The following is a 17,063-nucleotide window of genomic DNA, read 5'->3' as shown; positions in this document are numbered from 1 at the left end:
CCCCGGTTCCCTTCGAGGGAGCCGGGGCCCGCCGCGTACGGTCAGGGGGCCGGGGTCGCCGGACACGTCACGTCGGGGTGCGTGGCGTTGAAGAGACCGCTCGGGTTCGGCTTGTAGAGCCAGGCGTGCAGGGTGTGGCCGGAGCCCACGTCGGGCACGTTCTCGCGTACCTGGAACGTCTGGCCGAACATCGTCGGCGGGGTGACGCCCGACCCGGCCTTCACGACCCACTCCACGGCGACGAGCCGGAGTCCGTCCGGGCCCTTCTCGTAGAGGAGCGCCGCGGGCTTCTCGGGGTCCGTCTCCCCGACGTTCTCCTCGTTGACGTAGGGGTAGCCCATGCCGGGCACGCAGCTCGTGGGGGTGTAACCGTCGGCGACGGCGTACGGCTCGTAGCCGTACATGCCGGTGGCCACGTATGTGCCGGCCAGCTCGGTCCAGACGAACGGGTCCGGCTCGGCCGCCTGTGCGGGTGCGGCGGTCAGTGTGACGGCGGCCGCCGATGCGACGGTGAGGGCTGCCTTCAGGGGCCGAGGGGCCATGGTGGTTCTCCTTGAGGCGGGCGAGGCGCGCGCACGGTGCGCCGGTCCGTGGCGAGGGGAGCGGGTCTCCCCGGCCCGCCCCAGCAGCATGTCCCCGCCTCGAACGAATGCGCCATGTGACAGCAGCCGATCGAATGACCACGGAACGTCACAGATCCGGCCTGTGGATAACTCCGACGCTGTCGGTCCCGGCACCTATCGTGGAGGCAGTGGTCGAGGGACGACGTACGGGGGACGGGACTATGGGCGGGATGGGCGGTATCAGCGAGATGCCAGGGATCACCGGGACACCGGACGCGAGCGACAGCGAGGCACTGGCCACGCTGCAGCGGGTCTTCGGATACGACGCCTTCCGCGGCGAGCAGGAAGAGATCATCGAGCATGTCGTGGCCGGCGGCGACGCCGTCGTGCTCATGCCGACCGGCGGCGGCAAGTCGCTGTGCTACCAGATTCCGTCCCTGGTCAGACCCGGCACGGGCATCGTCGTCTCACCGCTCATCGCGCTCATGCAGGACCAGGTGAACGCGCTCAGGGCACTCGGCGTGCGCGCCGGGTTCATGAACTCCACGCAGGACTTCGACGAGCGCCGCGTGGTGGAGGCCGAGTTCCTGGCCGGAGAGCTGGACCTGCTCTACCTCGCGCCGGAGCGGCTGCGGCTGGACGCCACTCAGGACCTGCTCTCCCGCGGCAAGATCGCCGTCTTCGCCATCGACGAGGCGCACTGCGTCTCGCAGTGGGGCCACGACTTCCGTCCCGACTATCTGACGCTGTCGGTGCTCGGCGAGCGCTGGCCCGACGTCCCGCGGATCGCGCTCACCGCGACGGCCACGCGTGCCACGCACAACGAGATCACCCAGCGGCTGAACATGCCGACGGCCCGGCACTTCGAGGCGAGCTTCGACCGGCCCAACATCCAGTACCGGATCGTGCCGAAGGCCGACCCCAAGAAGCAGCTGCTGGCCTTCCTGCGCGAGGAGCACGCGGGCGACGCGGGCATCGTGTACTGCCTGTCCCGCAAGTCGGTGGAGGCCACGGCCGAGTTCCTCTCCCGCAACGGCATCGAGGCGGTCCCGTACCACGCGGGCCTGGACGGGGGCACCCGCGCCGCCCACCAGTCCCGCTTCCTGCGCGAGGACGGCCTGGTGGTGGTGGCGACCATCGCCTTCGGCATGGGCATCGACAAGCCGGACGTCCGGTTCGTCGCCCACCTCGACCTGCCGAAGTCGGTCGAGGGCTACTACCAGGAGACGGGCCGCGCGGGGCGGGACGGACTGGCGTCCACGGCCTGGATGGCCTACGGCCTCAACGACGTCATACAGCAGCGCAAGATGATCCAGTCGAGCGAGGGCGACGAGGCGTTCCGGCGCCGGGCCGCCGCCCACCTGGACTCGATGCTCGCGCTGTGCGAGACCGCCCAGTGCAGGCGCGGACAGCTCCTGAACTACTTCGGCCAGGAACCGGAGCCGACGGGCTGCGGCAACTGCGACACCTGCCTCACACCGCCGGAGACCTGGGACGGCACAGTCGCGGCCCAGAAGGTGCTCTCGACGGTGGTGCGGCTGCAGCGGGAGCGCGGGCAGAAGTTCGGGGCGGTGCAGATCGTCGACATCCTGCTCGGCAAGCGCACCGGCAAGGTCATCCAGTTCGACCACGACCAGTTGTCGGTGTTCGGCATCGGCGAGGAGCTCTCCGAGGGCGAATGGCGAGGTGTCGTACGGCAGTTGCTGGCCCAGGGGCTGCTCGCGGTCGAAGGGGACTACGGCACGCTGGTGCTGACCGAGGCGAGCGGTGCGGTGCTGCGGCGGGAGCGGGAGGTGCCGCTGCGCAAGGAACCGAAGAAGCCGGTGAGCGCCAAGGGCTCCTCGTCCTCTTCCGGTCGGGGCAAGGCCAAGGCCGTGGTGGCCGAGCTGCCCGAGGCGCTGGTGCCGGCGTTCGAGGCACTGCGGGCCTGGCGCGCCGAGCAGGCCCGTGAGCAGGGCGTCCCGGCGTACGTCATCTTCCACGACGCCACGCTCAGGGAGATCGTCACGGTGTGGCCCACGTCCGTGACGCAGCTCGGAAGCGTCGGCGGGGTCGGTGAGAAGAAGCTGGTGACGTACGGAGAGGGTGTGATCGAGGTGCTCGCCGGGCTGGCCGACGGCGGTGCGGCCGCGAAGACACCGGACCAGGCCGGCGACGCGGATCCCGGCGCGGACCACTGGCCCGAGATGGACGCGGAGCCGGCGCCCGAAGACGACTGGATATAGCCGCCGCCGGGCGCCGGCGGGGGGGGGCGACGGCTGTGCCGCGCGGGCCTCACATCACAAGGCCCGCGCGGCATACGCCCTGACGTCCGCGTCCGAGTCCGTCGTCGCTGTGGCCAGGGCCGCGCGGGCGTCGTCGGTGCTCGTGTGCCGGGTCAGGGCGAGGACGGCGGCCTTGCGGACGTCGGCGTTCGGGTCGGCGAGAGCCTTGGCGAGGGCGGGGACGGCCACGTCGGAATCGGCGGCGGACAGCGCCGTCGCAGCACCCGACCTGACCTGCCACGCGACTGCCGACAGGGCGGCGACGGCGCGGGTGGCGAGAGGTGCGGGGCAGCCGGTGGTGCCCAGTGCTCCGTAAGCGGCCCCCCGTACCAGGGCATCGGGGTCCTCGGTGAGACGGGCCAAGGCGTCGAGGACGACGTCGAGCGGGCGCTCCGCCGACACCGTGGCCAGTGCCTTGGCGATCGTCACGCGGACCTCGCGGGACGGGTCGGTGGTCGCAGCCTGGGCGAGTTCCGTGGCGGCGTCCACCGAGACGAGGGCACGAACGGCCTCGATGCGGACGGCGATGTCCGAGTCGGTGAGGACCGCGGCGAACAGTGCCGTGTCGCCGAGGCGCAGGGCACGCAGCACGTCGAGGGCGGCGGCGCGGACGACCGGGTCGGACTCGGCCAGGGCGGCGGCGAGACCCTCGCGGAGGGCGGGCTCGGGCGGGAGCGTCTCGACGAGTTCACGCAGGGACGCGGCCGCGGCGGCACGGACACCGGGGTCGTGGTCGGTGAGGGCCTTGGCGAGGACCGGCCCGGTACCCGGTGGCGCGGTCTCCGTCAGGACGGTGACGGCCGTACGGCGGACAGCGGGCTCGGGATCGGACAAGTAGGCCCGGACGACAGCGAGTTCGGGTTCCTGCTCGGCGAGAGCGAGGAGCTCGAGCAGACGGGGTGAGACCGGCGCGGAAGAGCCGGGGGCGACCGGGGCGTCCGTCACGGTGTCGGCACCGGGGCGGTCGGCGGCCGTGTCGCTCGTGGCACCGAACTGCCCGACGGCGACCGGAGCCACCTCCCGCGCCCCCGCCGTCGCCACCACCTCGGCGTGCACCTCGCCGAGGTGCCGGGAGGCGCCGCCGACGGGGGTGAACTCGTCGATCGGGACCAGGTAGGGAGCCACGGGGCGGGCCGTGAACTCCATCGCACCGGAGGGGGACTTGTGCAGGTCGAGATGGTGGAACCAGGAGGTGTCGTCGCGATGGGGGTGGTCGAGACGGTCGTGGTAGAGGCCCCAGCGGGACTCCGTGCGGGCGAGGGAGGCGCGCGCGGCCATCTCGGCGCAGTCGCGGATGAAGGAGACCTCGGCGCAGCGCATCAGCTCGTGCGCGGTGCGGGCACCCATCGAGGCGATGTCGGTGCGCATCCGCTCGAAGGACTCCAGGGCCAGCGACAGCCGCGCCCCCGACTTCGGTGGGGCCACGTAGTCGTTCACGAAGCGGCGGAGCTTGTACTCGACCTGTGGTTGCGGCGGGCCGTCCGGGTTGCGCAGCGGGCGGTAGATCAGTTCGTGCGCCTCACGGAGCTGGTCGAGCGGCAACTCCCCTTCGTACGGCGCGTACTGGGAGGCGTCCGCGCCCGCCAGGTCACCGAAGACGAATGCGCCGATCATGTAGTTGTGCGGGACGCAGGCCAGGTCGCCGGCGGCGTAGAGGCGGGGGACGGTCGTACGGGCGTGGTCGTCGACGCGGACACCGGAGGCCGAGTGGCCGCCGCACAGGCCGATCTCGGAGATGTGCATCTCGATGTCGTGGGTGCGGTAGTCGTGACCGCGGCCCTCATGGAACGTCCCGCGCGTGGGCCGTTCCGTGGAGTGCAGGATCGACTCCAGGGACGAGATCGACTCCTCGGGGAGGTGGCTGAGCTTCAGGTACACCGGTCCCCGGTCGGACGCGACCTCCGCCGCGAACTCGGCCATCATCTGACCGGACCAGTAGTCGGAGTCGACGAAGCGCTCGCCGTGCCGGTTGACCTGGTAGCCGCCGAAGGGGTTGGCGACGTAGGCGCAGGCGGGCCCGTTGTAGTCCTTGATCAGCGGGTTGATCTGGAAGCACTCGATGCCGGTGAGCTCGGCGCCCGCGTGGTAGGCCATGGCGTAGCCGTCACCCGCGTTGGTCGGGTTCTCGTAGGTGCCGTACAGGTAGCCGGAGGCGGGCAGGCCCAGGCGGCCGCAGGCGCCGGTCGCCAGGATCACCGCTCCCGCGCGGACCGTGACGAACGCGCCCGTACGCGTGTTGAAGCCGACCGCGCCCACCGCACGGCCGTCCTCGGGAGAAGTCAGCACCCGCACCGGCATCACCCGGTTCTCGATGCGGATCCGCTCCCGCATCTCGCGCCGCCGCAGCTGCCGGTACAGGACCTTCTTGACGTCCTTGCCCTCCGGCATCGGCAGCACGTACGAACCGGAGCGATGGACCTGTCGGACCGCGTAGTCGCCGTGCTCGTCCTTCTCGAACTTCACGCCGTACGACTCCAGACGCTGCACCATCCCGAAGCCGCGGGTGGCGGTCTGGCGGACGGTGGACTGGTCGACGATGCCGTCGTTGGCGCGGGTGATCTCGGCGACGTAGTCGTCCGGTTCGGCGCGGCCGGGGATGACCGCGTTGTTGACGCCGTCCATGCCCATGGCGAGGGCGCCGGAGTGCCGGACGTGGGCCTTCTCCAGCAGCATCACGTCCGCGCCGTGCTCGGCGGCGGTCAGGGCGGCCATGGTGCCGGCGGTGCCGCCGCCGATGACAAGGACGTCGCAGGTGAGTTCCTCGGCGTCGGTGAGCGCGGGGATCTCCAGGGGCGGGTTCACGGAGGTGGTCACCGGGGGGCCTTTCAGGTACCGAGCGAGGAGAGGACGTCGCGCCGCAGCGCCAGGCGTGCCGGGTCGTCGTGCGCCGAGCGGTCGCGCGGGCGGGGCACGTCGCGTACGGCGGTCAGGCGGCCGGAGCCGATGAGCGCGACCCGGTCGCCCAGGAAGAGGGCCTCGTCCACGTCGTGGGTGACGAAGACGACGGTGGCCCCGGTGCCCCGCAGCACCTCGACGAGGAGGTCCTGCATTCCGGCGCGGGTCTGGGCGTCCAGGGCGCCGAAGGGTTCGTCCATGAGGACGGCGCGCGGCGCTCCCGCGAGGGCGCGAGCCAGCTGGGCGCGCTGGCGCTGTCCGCCGGAGACGCGGTGCGGCAGGTGCCGGGCGTGTTCGGCGAGGCCGACGCGCTCCAGCCACGCCGCCGCCTGCCGCCTGCGCTCCGCACGCGGCAACCCCTTGATGGCGAGGGGGAGTTCGACGTTCGCGCGCAGGGTGCGCCAGGGCAGGAGGGCGTCCTCCTGGAAGATCAGGGCGCGGTCGGCGGCGGGGCCCGTCAGCGGGCGTCCGTCCTGGCCGACCTCTCCGGCGAGCGGAGACAACAGTCCGGCCAGCGTGCGCAGCAGCGTCGACTTGCCGCACCCGGAGGGCCCGACGAGGGTCAGGATCTCGCCGGGAGTCACCACGAGGTCCACTCCGTCGAGTACGGGCGCGTCGGGCCGCCCGAGGGTGGCGCCGCGCAGCGCCAGTGCCGCGCCGGTGCGGGCGGGCGAACGGACGTCAGACGAGCTGGTCATGGGGCACGCCCTCCCGAGTCGTGGGACTCACCGGCACGGCGGCCGCGGCACGGTCCACCCGCCGCGGGGACCTGCCGGCGGCGACGTACGACGTCCTCGGCAGCCATCGCGTCAGGCGGCGCCCCAGGAGTTCCACGGCCGTGGAGGTGAGCCAGCCGAGGACGCCGATGGTGACCATGCCGACGAAGACACCCGCGTAGTTGACGACCGTGTAGTCCTGCCAGGTGCGGTAGCCGACGCCGTACTGGCCGGAGATCATCTCGGCGGAGATCACACAGATCCACGAGACGCCGATACCGACGGACAGGCCGCCGAAGATGCCGGGCAGGGCGCCCGGCAGGACGACCGAGGCGAGGATCCGCCACCGGCCGCCGCCCATGGTCAGCACCGCCTCCTCCCACATGGGGGTCAGCGCGCGGACCGCGTGCCGGGTGGAGACCAGGACGGGGAAGAAGGCGGCGGTGAAGGTGATGAAGACGATGCCCTGTTCGTTGGAGGGGAACAGCAGGATCGCGACGGGTACCAGGGCGATCGCCGGGATCGGGCGGACCACCTCCAGGACCGGGCCGAGCAGGTCCTCGGCGAGGCGGGAGCGCGCCACGAGCACGCCCACCGCCACACCGAGCACCGCGGCCAGCAGGAAGCCGGTGAGGATGCGGGTGAGGCTGTCGGTGAGGTCCGTCCAGTAGTCCGGGCCGGACAGCCGGTCGGCGAAGGTACGGGCCACGTCGGCGACCGTGGGGAACTGCGAGAAGCGCAGCCACAGGTCGATGTCGAGACTGGTCAGCAGCTGCCACACGCCGAGGGCGACCGCGAGCGAGGCCGCCCGCAGCGCGTACCGGCCGAGCCGGGGCACCCCCCGGCCCCGGCTCGCGCGCTCCTTCCCGCTCACGACGCCTGCTCCAGCGCCTCGGCGTACGTGACGACACGGGCGCCGCCGTGCGTGGAGACGTAGGCCCGCGCGGTCTCCGGGGCGACGAAGGGCAGCAGTTCGTCGCCGTCGGCCACCCAGACCGCCTTGTCGGCGAACCAGAGGGTGCCGGTGGTGGCGTCGGGGACGTAGGCGGCGCGGATGCCGTCCTGGTGCGCGGAGACGTACGCGAGGAGTTCGGCGGGCGTCTTGAAGCTCTGCGTCCTGGAGGCGCCCTTGGGCCAGACCTCGCTCGCGGAGGCGGACGGCTTCAAGGCGAGGCGACCGGCGTAGTCGGACCCGAGGGCCTTCTTGACGTACTGGTCGTCGACGAAGGAGTCCACGTCCACGTCACCGGTCAGCTTGGCCGCCTTCAGGACCGACACGTCGGCCTTCAGGGCGGAGACCAGCTGGGGCTTGATCGCCGGGTCGAAGGTGGCGATGCCGTGGGCGCCGTTGTAGAGGTAGACGACCTCGGCGGGCAGGCCGGTGGCCTTCGCGACCGACTCGGCGGCGGCGACCGGGTGGGCGTTGAGGTAGTCGGTGGCCTCGGCCTGGGCTTTGAGGAACGCCTCCAGGACCGTCGGCCGCTGCTTCGCGAAGTCCTCGCGGGCGGTGACGCCGTGGAAGGTGGGGAGGTCCAGCTCGGCACCGTCGTAGAGCGCCTTCGCCTTGCCCTGGTAGGCGAGCAGACCGGGCCAGGCGACGAACTGCGACAGGGCGTCCGCGCTGCCCGCCGACAGGGCCGAAGCACCCACCGCGGGCTGCTGGTTGAGCTTCTCGATGCCCTTGTCGGCGTCGATGCCGGCGCGCTGGAGGGCCCGCACGAGGGTGCCGTCGGCGGCGGAGCCGACGCTCGTGGAGACCTTCTTGCCCTTCAGGTCGCCGAGGGAGGCCAGTTTCGAGTTCGGGGAGGTGACGATCGTGTTGAGACCGCCGCGCAGGTTGTAGCCGGTGACCGAGACCAGGCGGGTGGGCTTGCCGAGCTGCTTGCCGCGGGCCGCGTTGATGAGGAGCGGGAAGTCGCCCATCGAGCCGATGTCGATCTTCCCGGCGGTCATCTGGGCGGTGATGGGGGCGCCGGTGGCGTAGTCCTGCCAGTCGACCTTGTAGGTGTGGCCGTCGTGGAGGGAGTTGAGCTGCTTCTCGAAGGAGCCGAGTGAGCGAAGCAGCGTCCCGGCCGTGACCGTGTTGATGGTCTTGGACTGGTAGCCGACGGTGACGGTGACCGTGGAACTGTCGCCCGCCTGGGCACTGCCGCAGGCCGTGGCCGTCAGCGGCGCGAACAGCAGCAGTGCGGCGACAACCGGTTTGTGTTTCATGGGAGTTCTGGACCTCTCACCGGAGCAGATAGGGCATGTTGACCGTGACGGCTCCGGTGGGACAGCGGGCCGCGCACGGGCCGCAGTACCAGCACTCGTCCACGTGCATGTAGGCCTTGCCGCTGCTGGTGTCGATGGCCAGGGAGTCCAGCGGGCACATGTCCACGCAGAGCGTGCAGCCGTCGATGCACTTCGACTCGTCGATGGTCACGGGCACATCGGCCCGCTGGGGCGCCAAGGGCATGGCTGTCTCCAGGAAACGGCTCGGAAAGAGGTCAGAGGGAGCGGTGCAGCAGACCGCTCATCGTGATGCGGTCGCCGCGGAAGCGGATGAACTCCAGGTCGACGGGGCGGCCGTCGGCGAGGTGGGTGAGGCGTTCCAGCATCAGGACGGCCGCGCCGCGCGGGGCTTCCAGTACGGCGGCGGAGTGGGCGTCCGCGTTCACCGCCTCCAGGGTGATCTCGGCGTGGCCGAGGCCCTGGCCGGTGATCGTCTCCAGGAGGCGGAAGACGTCGGTGTTCTCCAGGTCGGCGCCGAGCAGGGCGGTGCCGATGTCGAGGGGGATGTAGGTGAGGTCGAGGGAGAGGGGCAGGCCGTTCAGGCGGCGCAGACGTTCGATGTAGAGGACGTCGGTGCCGGGGGCGATCTGGAGGCGCTGGGCCACCGGGTGGGGGGCGGGGGCCGGGCCCATGGTGCGGACCTCGTTGGTGACCGTGCCGTGTTCGTGCAGGGTTTCCGCGAGGCCCATCAGACGGTCCAGGCCATGGGGGTACTTCTGGCCCACGACCACGGTGCCGACGCCGGGGAGGCGTTCGACCAGGCCTTCGGCGCGGAGCAGGTCCAGGGCTTGGCGGACCGTGTTGCGGGAGGCGCGGTAGTCGGTGGCGAGGGTCGTCTCGTGGGGGAGGGTGCCGTCCTCGAAGCCGCCGGTCAGGAGCTGGTGGCGCAGAAGGTCGGCGAGTTGTCGTGCCTGGTCCGCACGCAGCCGGCGCCGGGCGCGGGCGGCGACGGTGGTCGCGCCTTGGCCGGCGTGGTCCCGGACACGGTCGGTGGGTGACATGGCTGGAACCATACCGAGCTGGTAGGAAAAGCAGTGTTGCCGGATTGTTGCGCCACCTGACGGTGTGACGGTTTGGTGGCTGACCTGCGGTTTCTGCAGCTGTGGGGTGAGATGTGCCACCTGGCACCGCTACACCAGCGCCGACAACCCCGGCCCGAAAACGATCAGCAGCGGCAGCAACGGCACCAGCGCCGCCGTCGCGGACGTGAGTGCCCGCTGCCGGCGCAGCAACCGCGGCGGCGGCTCCAGCAACCGGTCCACCCGCTCACCCAGCAACCGATGACTGGAGGCGCACGACAGCACCCCCCGATGCTGGTTCAGCTCGATCAGCGCCAACGCCGTCGTCAGGTGGCCGCACCGCCGCGACGCCGTGTCGTCCGCCGCCAGCTCCACCAAGCGGTGCGTCTGGTCGCAGAAGTGGGCGAAGAGCGGCACCCGGGGAAATCCCGTGGCCAGCGCGGTCGACAGATGCAGCAGCCAGTCGTGGCGGGCCCGCGCATGTCCGCGCTCGTGGGTGAGGACGGCGTCCAGCTGGTGATCGGTCAGCCGGTGCAGCGCACCGGTCGTCACGATCAGCTGCGGCGGATTCCCCGGCATCCACCAGGCGTCCGGATACTCGTCCTCCAGCACCAGCAGGGGACCGCGCGCGACAGCACCCAGCCCGGCCGGCAGATCCGGCGCCCGCTCCCGCAGATGCTCACGGGCGAGCCCCTGGCGCCGACGGGCCTCGACCAGTTCACGGGCCAGCATCGCCGTGGTCCACGCGGCCCCGCCCGCCAGCAGCAGGGTCAGGGCGACCGCCCAGAGCGGCGCCGCCGAGAGGTCGTACGCCGCGGTGACGGCCGGCGGCGCCGGGGCGAACACATGGTCGCGGACCGTGTGGAAGACCGCCGCCGCCCCCAGCACCAGCGCCGTCAGACAGCACAGCAGCACCGTGGCGACCAGGCACTGCCACACCCACAGCCCGACCACCGGTTCCCGTTCGGGCCACGCTGACCGGGTGAGCGCACGCGGCACCGGCACGGCGGCCGCTACGGCGACGGTGCTCAGCAGGAGCAGGCAGAGAGTCATGCCACGGGCTCCGCTTCCTGATCGGAGACAGGGAAGGTGGGGCAGGGTGGTGAGGTGCTGCGGGGCGGCCGGTACGTCGTCCCACGTATGCCGCCCGCCGCCAGTATGCCGTGAGCGGACGCCCTGCGGCAGGACTCGAACAGCACCGGACGCCTCACACCTCCCCGGGCACCACCCGTCCCGTCACTTCCCCGAGCCCCACCCGGACCCCGCCCGGGCCGGGAGCCCACGCCGACAGCGTCACCACGTCCCCGTCCTCCAGGAACGTCCGCTTACCGTCGGGGAGTTCGAGCGCGTCCCGGCCGTTCCAGGTCAGCTCCAGCAGCGAACCCCGCTCGCCCGCCGAGGGCCCGCTCACGGTCCCCGAGCCGTACAGGTCACCCGTCCTCAGCGACGCCCCGTTCACCGTCATGTGAGCCAACTGCTGGGCCGCCGTCCAGTACATGGTGGAGAACGGCGGCTCCGACACCACGTGGCCGTTGACCGCGACGGAGATCCGCAGGTCGTAGCCACCCGGTTCCACGTCGGACGCGGTGTCGTCCAGATACGGCAGCAGCTCGTGCGTCCGCTCCGGCGGCGCCACCCGCGCCTCCTCCAGCGCGTCCAGCGGGGTGATCCACGCCGACACCGACGTGGCGAAGGACTTGCCGAGGAACGGGCCGAGCGGGACGTACTCCCAGGCCTGGATGTCCCGCGCGGACCAGTCGTTGAGCAGACACAGCCCGAAGACGTGCTCCCGGAAGCCGTCGAGCCCGACCGGCCGGCCCAGCTCCGAGGGTGTCCCGACCACGAAACCGACCTCCGCCTCGATGTCGAGCCGCACGGACGGCCCGAAGACGGGAGAGGCGTCGGAGGGGGCCTTCCGCTGCCCCGAGGGCCGTACGACATCCGTCCCCGACACCACCACCGTGCCCGCGCGGCCGTGGTACCCGATCGGCAGGTGCTTCCAGTTGGGGGTCAGGGAGTCGGCGGCGTCGGGCCGGAACATCTGGCCGACGTTTCGCGCGTGGTTCTCCGAGGCGTAGAAGTCGACGTAGTCCGCGACCTCGAAGGGCAGATGGAGGGCGACCGACGACAGCGGGTGGAAGAACCCCGCGACGGCCTCCTGGTGCGCCGGCACGGTCACCCACGCGGTGAGCGCGCGCCGCACGTCCGACCAGGCCGTGCGGCCGGCGGCGAGGAGCGGGCCCAGGGAGGGCCGGGCGAGCAGGGAGACGTACGGGGAACCGAGGGCGGCGGCCGCCGCGCCCGCGTCGAGGACGTGGTCACCGAGGCGGACGCCGACGGTCCGGTCGGACGAACCCGGCGGCGAGAACACTCCGTACGGAAGGTTGTGCGGGCCGAAGGGGTCGCCCTCGGGCACGTCGAAGGGGACATCGAAGGGGGGCATGAGGTGCTGCCTCACTCTCGCGCATGCCGTGCGGTGCAGGTGGTCGCGGCACACGTTACGTCCGAGTCGCCTGTCGCGGCAGTGCATGAAGGGACAGCAATGCGGCTAAAGAGTTCGCAATGTCCTGTTACGGGACACTCGGAGGCTTCCATTCCGGCTTAGCGTCCTTTGCGAGTACGGACGGGATGGGTGGGGTCGCGTCCGTGGGGGGACGCGTGGGGGGACCGTGGCCAGGAGCGCGAGCAGTGTGCCATTCGAGGCCGATCGTGAGGTACCGGCCCTGATCGTCAAGTTCGGCGACTACCCGCTGCACCACGGCGGAGTCGGCGCGATCCGCAGTCTGGGCCGCCTCGGCGTGCCCATGTACGCCATCACGGAGGACCGCTACACGCCCGCGGCCGCCTCCCGGTATCTCACCCGCGCGTTCGTCTGGCCGACGACCGGCACCGAGGACCCGGGCCGGCTGATCGAGGGACTGATCCGGATCGGGCGCCGCATCGGCCGTCCCGCCGTCCTCGTACCGACCGACGAGGAGGCGGCGGTCCTGATCGCCGAGCACCAGAGCGACCTCTTCGGCCGCTTTCTCTTCCCGCGCGTGGAGCCCGGCCTGCCACGCCGGCTGGCGAGCAAACAGGGCCTGCACGAACTGTGCGTGGAACACGGGATCGCGAGCCCGGAGGCCGCCTTCCCGCAGTCGTACGACGACATCGTGGACTTCGCCGAGAAGGCCCGCTTCCCGGTGGTGGCCAAGAACCGCGAGGCGTTCGTACGGCGCCGGCGACCCGCGGTGAACGGCACCACGCGCATCGCCACCCGTGAAGGGCTGCTCGCCCTCGCCCGTGACTGGGGCGAGCGGCCCGGGGTGATCCTCCAGGAGTACCTGCCGCGAGAGGAGGCCGAGGACTGGATCGTGCACGCCTATTTCGACCGCAACTCCACACCGCTGGCCCTGTTCACCGGCGTCAAGGTGCGCTCCTGGCCGCCGCACGCGGGCATGACGGCCAACGCGTACGTCGTCGACAACCCGGAACTCGCGGATCTCGCCGCACGTTTCATCAAACAGATCGGCTACACCGGCATCATCGACCTCGACCTGCGCTTCGACCGGCGCGACGGTCAGTACAAACTGCTCGACTTCAACCCACGCATGGGCGCCCAGTTCCGGCTCTTCGAGAGCGAGTCGGGGGTGGACGTCGTCCGCGCCATGCACCTGGATCTGACCGGGCGTGCCGTTCCGGAGGGGGAACAGCGGGCCGGTCACCGCTATGTCGTGGAGAACATCGACCTGCCCGCCCTGCTCGCCTACCGCCGCAGCGGCTATACGACACCGCACGCGCCGAAGCGGCCCAGCGGGACCGAGCTGGCCTGGTTCGCGGGTGACGACCCGCTGCCGTTCCTCACGATGCTCGGGCGCTTCGTGCGGCCGGGCGCCAAGCATCTCCACCAGCTGTGGCGGGCCAACCGCCGTGGCAGCGCGACCAGTTGAACAGCGGAACCACCACGAAGTGACGAAGTGACGTCCTGGGGAGGGACTTCGTGATCCATCCGGTAGCAGTCATCGGCGCCGGGCCCTTCGGCCTGTCGACCGCGGCCCATCTGCGGGCGCGCGGCATACCCGTGCGCGTCTTCGGCGACCCCATGGTCAGCTGGCGCGACCACATGCCCGCGGGCATGCTCCTCAAGTCGACCCCGGCCGCCTCCAACCTCGACGCGCCCCAGCCCGGGCACACCCTCGTCGACTACTGCGACGCGGCGGGGATCCCCCGGCTGGTGACGGACGAGGACATCGTCCCCGTGGAGACCTTCATCGCCTACGGCCAGTGGTTCCAGCAGAAGCTGGTGCCCGGGCTGGAGCAGGTGCGGGTGGTGTCCGTGGACCGGAGCGAGCAGGGGGGTTTCCCGCTCAAGCTCGACTCGGGGGAGTCGTTCACCGCGCGGGCGGTCGTCGTCGCCACCGGTCTGTCGGGGCTCTCCCACCTGCCCCCGGAGCTGGCCGCCGCCGCGGCCGACGGACCCGCCCCGACCGGCCCGGTATCCCACAGTTCCCAGCACCACGACCTCACCCGCTACTCCGGCAAGGAGCTGATCGTCGTCGGCGCCGGCCAGTCGGCGCTGGAGACGGCCGCCCTGGCGGCGGAGGCGGGCGCGCAGGTCAGGGTGGTCGCCCGCGGCCGCGGCAACGTGGACTTCGGCGCACCGCCGTGGAAGCAGCCCAGGCTGCGCCCCGAGTCGCCCTTCGGCCGGGCCTGGTCGCTGTGGGCCCTGACCTACTACCCGCACCCCTACCGCCACCTCCCGGCCGGCACCCGCCACTACCTGGTCCGACGGGTCCTCGGCCCGCTCGGCGCGTGGTGGCTGCGCGACCGTTTCGAGGGGAAGGTGCGGGTCACCGAGGTGGACCGCATCCTCAAGGCGGACACGTCACAGGGGCACCCGAGCCTGGAGGTCCTCACGGACGCCGGGACCGTGGACCGCCTCGCCGCCGACCACGTCATCGCGGCCACCGGTTACCGCGTCGACCTCGCCGCGATGGGCTTCCTCGGGCATGAACTGCGCACCGCCCTCGCCGTCAGCCGGGGCACGCCCCGGCTCGGCGCCGGATACGTCTCCTCCGTACCGGGCCTGTACTTCACCGGTCTGCCGGCGGCGGCGTCCTACGGCCCGGTGATGCGCTTCGTGTGCGGCACGGAATTCGCCTCCCCGAGGCTCGCCCGGCATTTGGCGGCGGCCCACGGCTAGTGCCTCGGCAGGCACCGTTCGCCCCGTCGCGACGCCCGGCACGCCGAGAGCACGCTCCCCCACGAGGGGGCTCCTCGACGGGCCAACGTCACGTGGCGGCGGCCCACGGCCGGCCTCACGACGTGCACACGTCCTTCAGCCGGTCGGCCGCCGCGTCGATCCTGCCGGTGTCCGGGTGGGTGTCTCCGTCAAGGATGGACCTGTTGTAGTCCTCGATCGCCTGGTCGAGGTCCTTGACGGCCTTGTCGACCTTGCTGCCGGCCGAGTCGTCGTGGGCCTTGTTGATCTCGTCGACGTTCTTGTCGATCGTGGCGATGGATTCGTCGGTCTTGGAGGGGTCCTTCACCGCGTCCCAGCCGGCCTCGTGGATGGCCTTGACGCTGTCGGCGATGGTGTCGGCGTTCGACACGCAGTCCAGGGAGTTGTCCACGTCGTCGGGGTCGCAGCCGGTGGCGAGGACGGCGGTGAGGGCGACGGCGGTCAGGGCGGTGGCGATGGTGAGGCTACGGCGCATGGCTGTGGCCAACCCTTTCTCGGGGCGGATTCGATACCGTCCACGATTCCGTCGCCCGCCCACCGCCACGAGGGAGCTGCCCGGCGTATGCACGGTGTAGCGGGCTACACCGCTCCTCTTGACTGAGCAGGAGTGAGTCCGGCTCAGCCGCACGCCCCGAACGGTCTTGGGCGAACCATCACACGATCGAGCTGGTACGGGGTTCTTCAACGAGCCGTTGCAACCCCGCGGCCCGCCCTACGACCGATAGCGCCCCAGCGTCCGCAGCCCCGGCAGCGCCCGGTCCTGGAAGTCGAACAGCGCCAGGTTCTCCCACGCGTTGCCCGAGGAGGAGTCCGTCGGGTCCCAGCCGCTGCCCGCGCGGTAGGTCCACAGGCCCTCCCAGTAGCAGTAGCCCAGCCCCTGCCCGTCCGGCACACCGGCCGCGAGGTCGGCCACCTCGCGCAGCCATGCGGCCTGGCCGGCCGGAGTGGCGGGGAAGCCCTCGGTCAGCTGCGAGGGGTCGTTCAGGATGTCGTTGACGTCGTCCTCGCTCTCCAGCATGAACGGGTACGCCGTCTCGGCTATCACACACGGCTTGCCGTAACGCGCGGTGATGTCCGCTATGTTGGCGGCCGCGTTCGCGATCGGGCCGTGCCAGAACGGGTAGTAGGAGAGCCCGATGATGTCGAAGTCGACGCCGTACGCCACCATGTTGTCGAACCACCAGCGGTACAGCCCGTTGTCGCCGCCGTTCGCCAGGTGCAGGATCGTGCGGATCCGCGGGGTGGTGTCGTGCGCCGCGCTCAGACCGGCCTTGAGGAAGGCGGTCATGGTGTCGAAGTGCTCCCAGTTGCCCTCGGGCCAGATCAGACCGCCGTTCAACTCGTTGCCGATCTGAACGAGTTGAGCCGGGGTGCCCTGCCGCTTCAGCGCTCCCAGGACGTCGGCCGTGTGGTCGTACACCGCGCGCGTCAGGCCCGCCACGTCCAGGTCCGCCCAGGCGGCCGGCTTGGTCTGGTGGGCAGGGTCGGCCCAGCTGTCCGAGTAGTGGAAGTCGATCCAGATGCCGACCCCGGCCCGCTTGAGGCGCCGGGCGAGCGGCAGGACGTGCGCCTTGTTGTTGTAGCCGTCGGCCGGGTTCACCCACACCTTGAGGCGGGCGTGGGTGACGCCGGCCTGAGCGAGCAGGCGGACGGGGTCCTCGCGGCGGCCGTCGGCCGTGCGGTAGACGGCGCCGTGGGCCTCGTTCTTCGGCAGCGAGGAGATGTCGACGCCCCGGATCTCCAGGCGACCGCCGCCGGAAGAGCTGGACGAGCCGGACGCGCCGGGAGCTGCCACGGCCTGGGTCGCCCCCAGCACCGGAACGGCCAGCGCGGCGGCTCCGGCAGCGGTGAGAACACTGCGTCTGCGCATGTCAAGGGGTCCTTTCGCGGACGGTCACGGGGATACCGGCCCTGCGGTGACTTCGGCGGCCGGGGGTAGGCCGGGGAGCGGGGCGAGGGGAGTCGGCGTAACGCCTGACGATCACAGAAAACCCTCATTTTCTGTGATCGTGCACAGCTCCCCTCGCCCCTGTCATCGGCGAGCAACAAGTAGGTAACCCCACGCCCCCGCCATTGACAAGGGGCCGAAACAATTCTCTACTGTGCACGAT

The 17,063-nt window shown here is 71.3% G+C and carries 14 protein-coding genes; 3 read left to right on the top strand and 11 right to left on the bottom strand.

Annotated elements, in window-relative coordinates:
- Nucleotides 1–41: 41 nt before the first annotated feature.
- Entirely contained in the window at nucleotides 42–542 is a 501-nt protein-coding gene (locus AQJ46_RS08770) for a hypothetical protein (protein WP_059204985.1), read from the bottom strand.
- Nucleotides 543–784: 242 nt separating this feature from the next.
- On the opposite strand from AQJ46_RS08770, the gene recQ reads away from it, so the two are divergent.
- A complete protein-coding gene (gene recQ, locus AQJ46_RS08765) occupies nucleotides 785–2,788 on the top strand; it encodes a DNA helicase RecQ (RefSeq protein ID WP_059204984.1) in 2,004 nt (667 codons plus the stop codon).
- A 54-nt stretch (nucleotides 2,789–2,842) separates the two neighbouring features.
- Here the strand turns inward: recQ and AQJ46_RS08760 are convergent, their stop codons facing one another.
- The 8 genes from AQJ46_RS08760 to fahA all read right to left on the bottom strand — a co-directional run bounded on the left by AQJ46_RS08760 (nucleotide 2,843) and on the right by fahA (nucleotide 12,174).
- A complete protein-coding gene (locus AQJ46_RS08760) occupies nucleotides 2,843–5,641 on the bottom strand; it encodes a fumarate reductase/succinate dehydrogenase flavoprotein subunit (RefSeq protein WP_059204983.1) in 2,799 nt (932 codons plus the stop codon).
- Between the two features lie 11 nt (nucleotides 5,642–5,652).
- Nucleotides 5,653–6,420 (bottom strand): ABC transporter ATP-binding protein, encoded by a 768-nt coding sequence (locus AQJ46_RS08755; protein ID WP_059204982.1) that lies wholly within the window; start codon nucleotides 6,418–6,420, stop codon nucleotides 5,653–5,655.
- Nucleotides 6,404–7,312: an ABC transporter permease gene (locus tag AQJ46_RS08750; protein WP_059204981.1), complete on the bottom strand. Its 909-nt coding sequence runs from the start codon at nucleotides 7,310–7,312 to the stop codon at nucleotides 6,404–6,406. The genes AQJ46_RS08755 and AQJ46_RS08750 overlap by 17 nt, the downstream gene beginning before the upstream one ends.
- Entirely contained in the window at nucleotides 7,309–8,652 is a 1,344-nt protein-coding gene (locus AQJ46_RS08745; protein ID WP_059204980.1) for an ABC transporter substrate-binding protein, read from the bottom strand. The genes AQJ46_RS08750 and AQJ46_RS08745 overlap by 4 nt, the downstream gene beginning before the upstream one ends.
- A gap of 16 nt (nucleotides 8,653–8,668) precedes the next feature.
- Nucleotides 8,669–8,896 carry a 4Fe-4S dicluster domain-containing protein gene (locus AQJ46_RS08740; RefSeq protein WP_018568287.1) on the bottom strand — a complete coding sequence of 76 codons (228 nt, stop codon included), beginning with the start codon at nucleotides 8,894–8,896 and terminating at the stop codon, nucleotides 8,669–8,671.
- 31 nt (nucleotides 8,897–8,927) lie between these two features.
- On the bottom strand, nucleotides 8,928–9,713 hold the full coding sequence (locus AQJ46_RS08735) for a GntR family transcriptional regulator (RefSeq protein WP_059204979.1): 786 nt from the start codon (nucleotides 9,711–9,713) through the stop codon (nucleotides 8,928–8,930).
- A gap of 129 nt (nucleotides 9,714–9,842) precedes the next feature.
- Nucleotides 9,843–10,784, bottom strand: a complete 942-nt coding sequence (locus AQJ46_RS08730; protein ID WP_057607987.1) for a M56 family metallopeptidase — start codon at nucleotides 10,782–10,784, stop codon at nucleotides 9,843–9,845.
- Nucleotides 10,785–10,938: 154 nt separating this feature from the next.
- Entirely contained in the window at nucleotides 10,939–12,174 is a 1,236-nt protein-coding gene (gene fahA, locus AQJ46_RS08725; protein ID WP_057607986.1) for a fumarylacetoacetase, read from the bottom strand.
- Between the two features lie 247 nt (nucleotides 12,175–12,421).
- Here fahA and AQJ46_RS08720 point away from each other — a divergent pair, with 247 nt between their 5' ends.
- Together AQJ46_RS08720 and AQJ46_RS08715 are read left to right on the top strand one after the other, a co-directional pair.
- On the top strand, nucleotides 12,422–13,660 hold the full coding sequence (locus AQJ46_RS08720; protein WP_059204978.1) for a carboxylate--amine ligase: 1,239 nt from the start codon (nucleotides 12,422–12,424) through the stop codon (nucleotides 13,658–13,660).
- A 50-nt stretch (nucleotides 13,661–13,710) separates the two neighbouring features.
- Nucleotides 13,711–14,913: an FAD-dependent oxidoreductase gene (locus AQJ46_RS08715; protein WP_059204977.1), complete on the top strand. Its 1,203-nt coding sequence runs from the start codon at nucleotides 13,711–13,713 to the stop codon at nucleotides 14,911–14,913.
- A 115-nt stretch (nucleotides 14,914–15,028) separates the two neighbouring features.
- Here the strand turns inward: AQJ46_RS08715 and AQJ46_RS08710 are convergent, their stop codons facing one another.
- The gene (locus tag AQJ46_RS08710) at nucleotides 15,029–15,427 is read right to left on the bottom strand and encodes a hypothetical protein (RefSeq protein WP_059204976.1); all 399 of its coding nucleotides are present in this window, start codon (nucleotides 15,425–15,427) and stop codon (nucleotides 15,029–15,031) included.
- Between the two features lie 237 nt (nucleotides 15,428–15,664).
- Nucleotides 15,665–16,822, bottom strand: coding sequence for a glycoside hydrolase family 53 protein (locus AQJ46_RS08705; RefSeq protein ID WP_059204975.1), 1,158 nt, complete (start codon nucleotides 16,820–16,822; stop codon nucleotides 15,665–15,667).
- Between the last annotated feature and the right edge of the window lie 241 nt (nucleotides 16,823–17,063).

The organism is Streptomyces canus, assembly GCF_001514145.1.
GTDB classification, from domain to species: Bacteria; Actinomycetota; Actinomycetes; order Streptomycetales; family Streptomycetaceae; genus Streptomyces; species Streptomyces canus.
This window is presented reverse-complemented; position numbering and strand designations above follow the sequence as displayed.

What these genes read in the sequence shown, in the direction of transcription:
- AQJ46_RS08770 (WP_059204985.1), bottom strand. Translation starts at nt 542, where the DNA reads ATGGCCCCTCGGCCCCTGAAGGCAGCCCTCACCGTCGCATCGGCGGCC.
- recQ (WP_059204984.1), top strand. Translation starts at nt 785, where the DNA reads ATGGGCGGGATGGGCGGTATCAGCGAGATGCCAGGGATCACCGGGACA.
- AQJ46_RS08755 (WP_059204982.1), bottom strand. Translation starts at nt 6,420, where the DNA reads ATGACCAGCTCGTCTGACGTCCGTTCGCCCGCCCGCACCGGCGCGGCA.
- AQJ46_RS08745 (WP_059204980.1), bottom strand. Translation starts at nt 8,652, where the DNA reads ATGAAACACAAACCGGTTGTCGCCGCACTGCTGCTGTTCGCGCCGCTG.
- AQJ46_RS08740 (WP_018568287.1), bottom strand. Translation starts at nt 8,896, where the DNA reads ATGCCCTTGGCGCCCCAGCGGGCCGATGTGCCCGTGACCATCGACGAG.
- AQJ46_RS08735 (WP_059204979.1), bottom strand. Translation starts at nt 9,713, where the DNA reads ATGTCACCCACCGACCGTGTCCGGGACCACGCCGGCCAAGGCGCGACC.
- AQJ46_RS08730 (WP_057607987.1), bottom strand. Translation starts at nt 10,784, where the DNA reads ATGACTCTCTGCCTGCTCCTGCTGAGCACCGTCGCCGTAGCGGCCGCC.
- fahA (WP_057607986.1), bottom strand. Translation starts at nt 12,174, where the DNA reads ATGCCCCCCTTCGATGTCCCCTTCGACGTGCCCGAGGGCGACCCCTTC.
- AQJ46_RS08710 (WP_059204976.1), bottom strand. Translation starts at nt 15,427, where the DNA reads ATGCGCCGTAGCCTCACCATCGCCACCGCCCTGACCGCCGTCGCCCTC.
- AQJ46_RS08705 (WP_059204975.1), bottom strand. Translation starts at nt 16,822, where the DNA reads ATGCGCAGACGCAGTGTTCTCACCGCTGCCGGAGCCGCCGCGCTGGCC.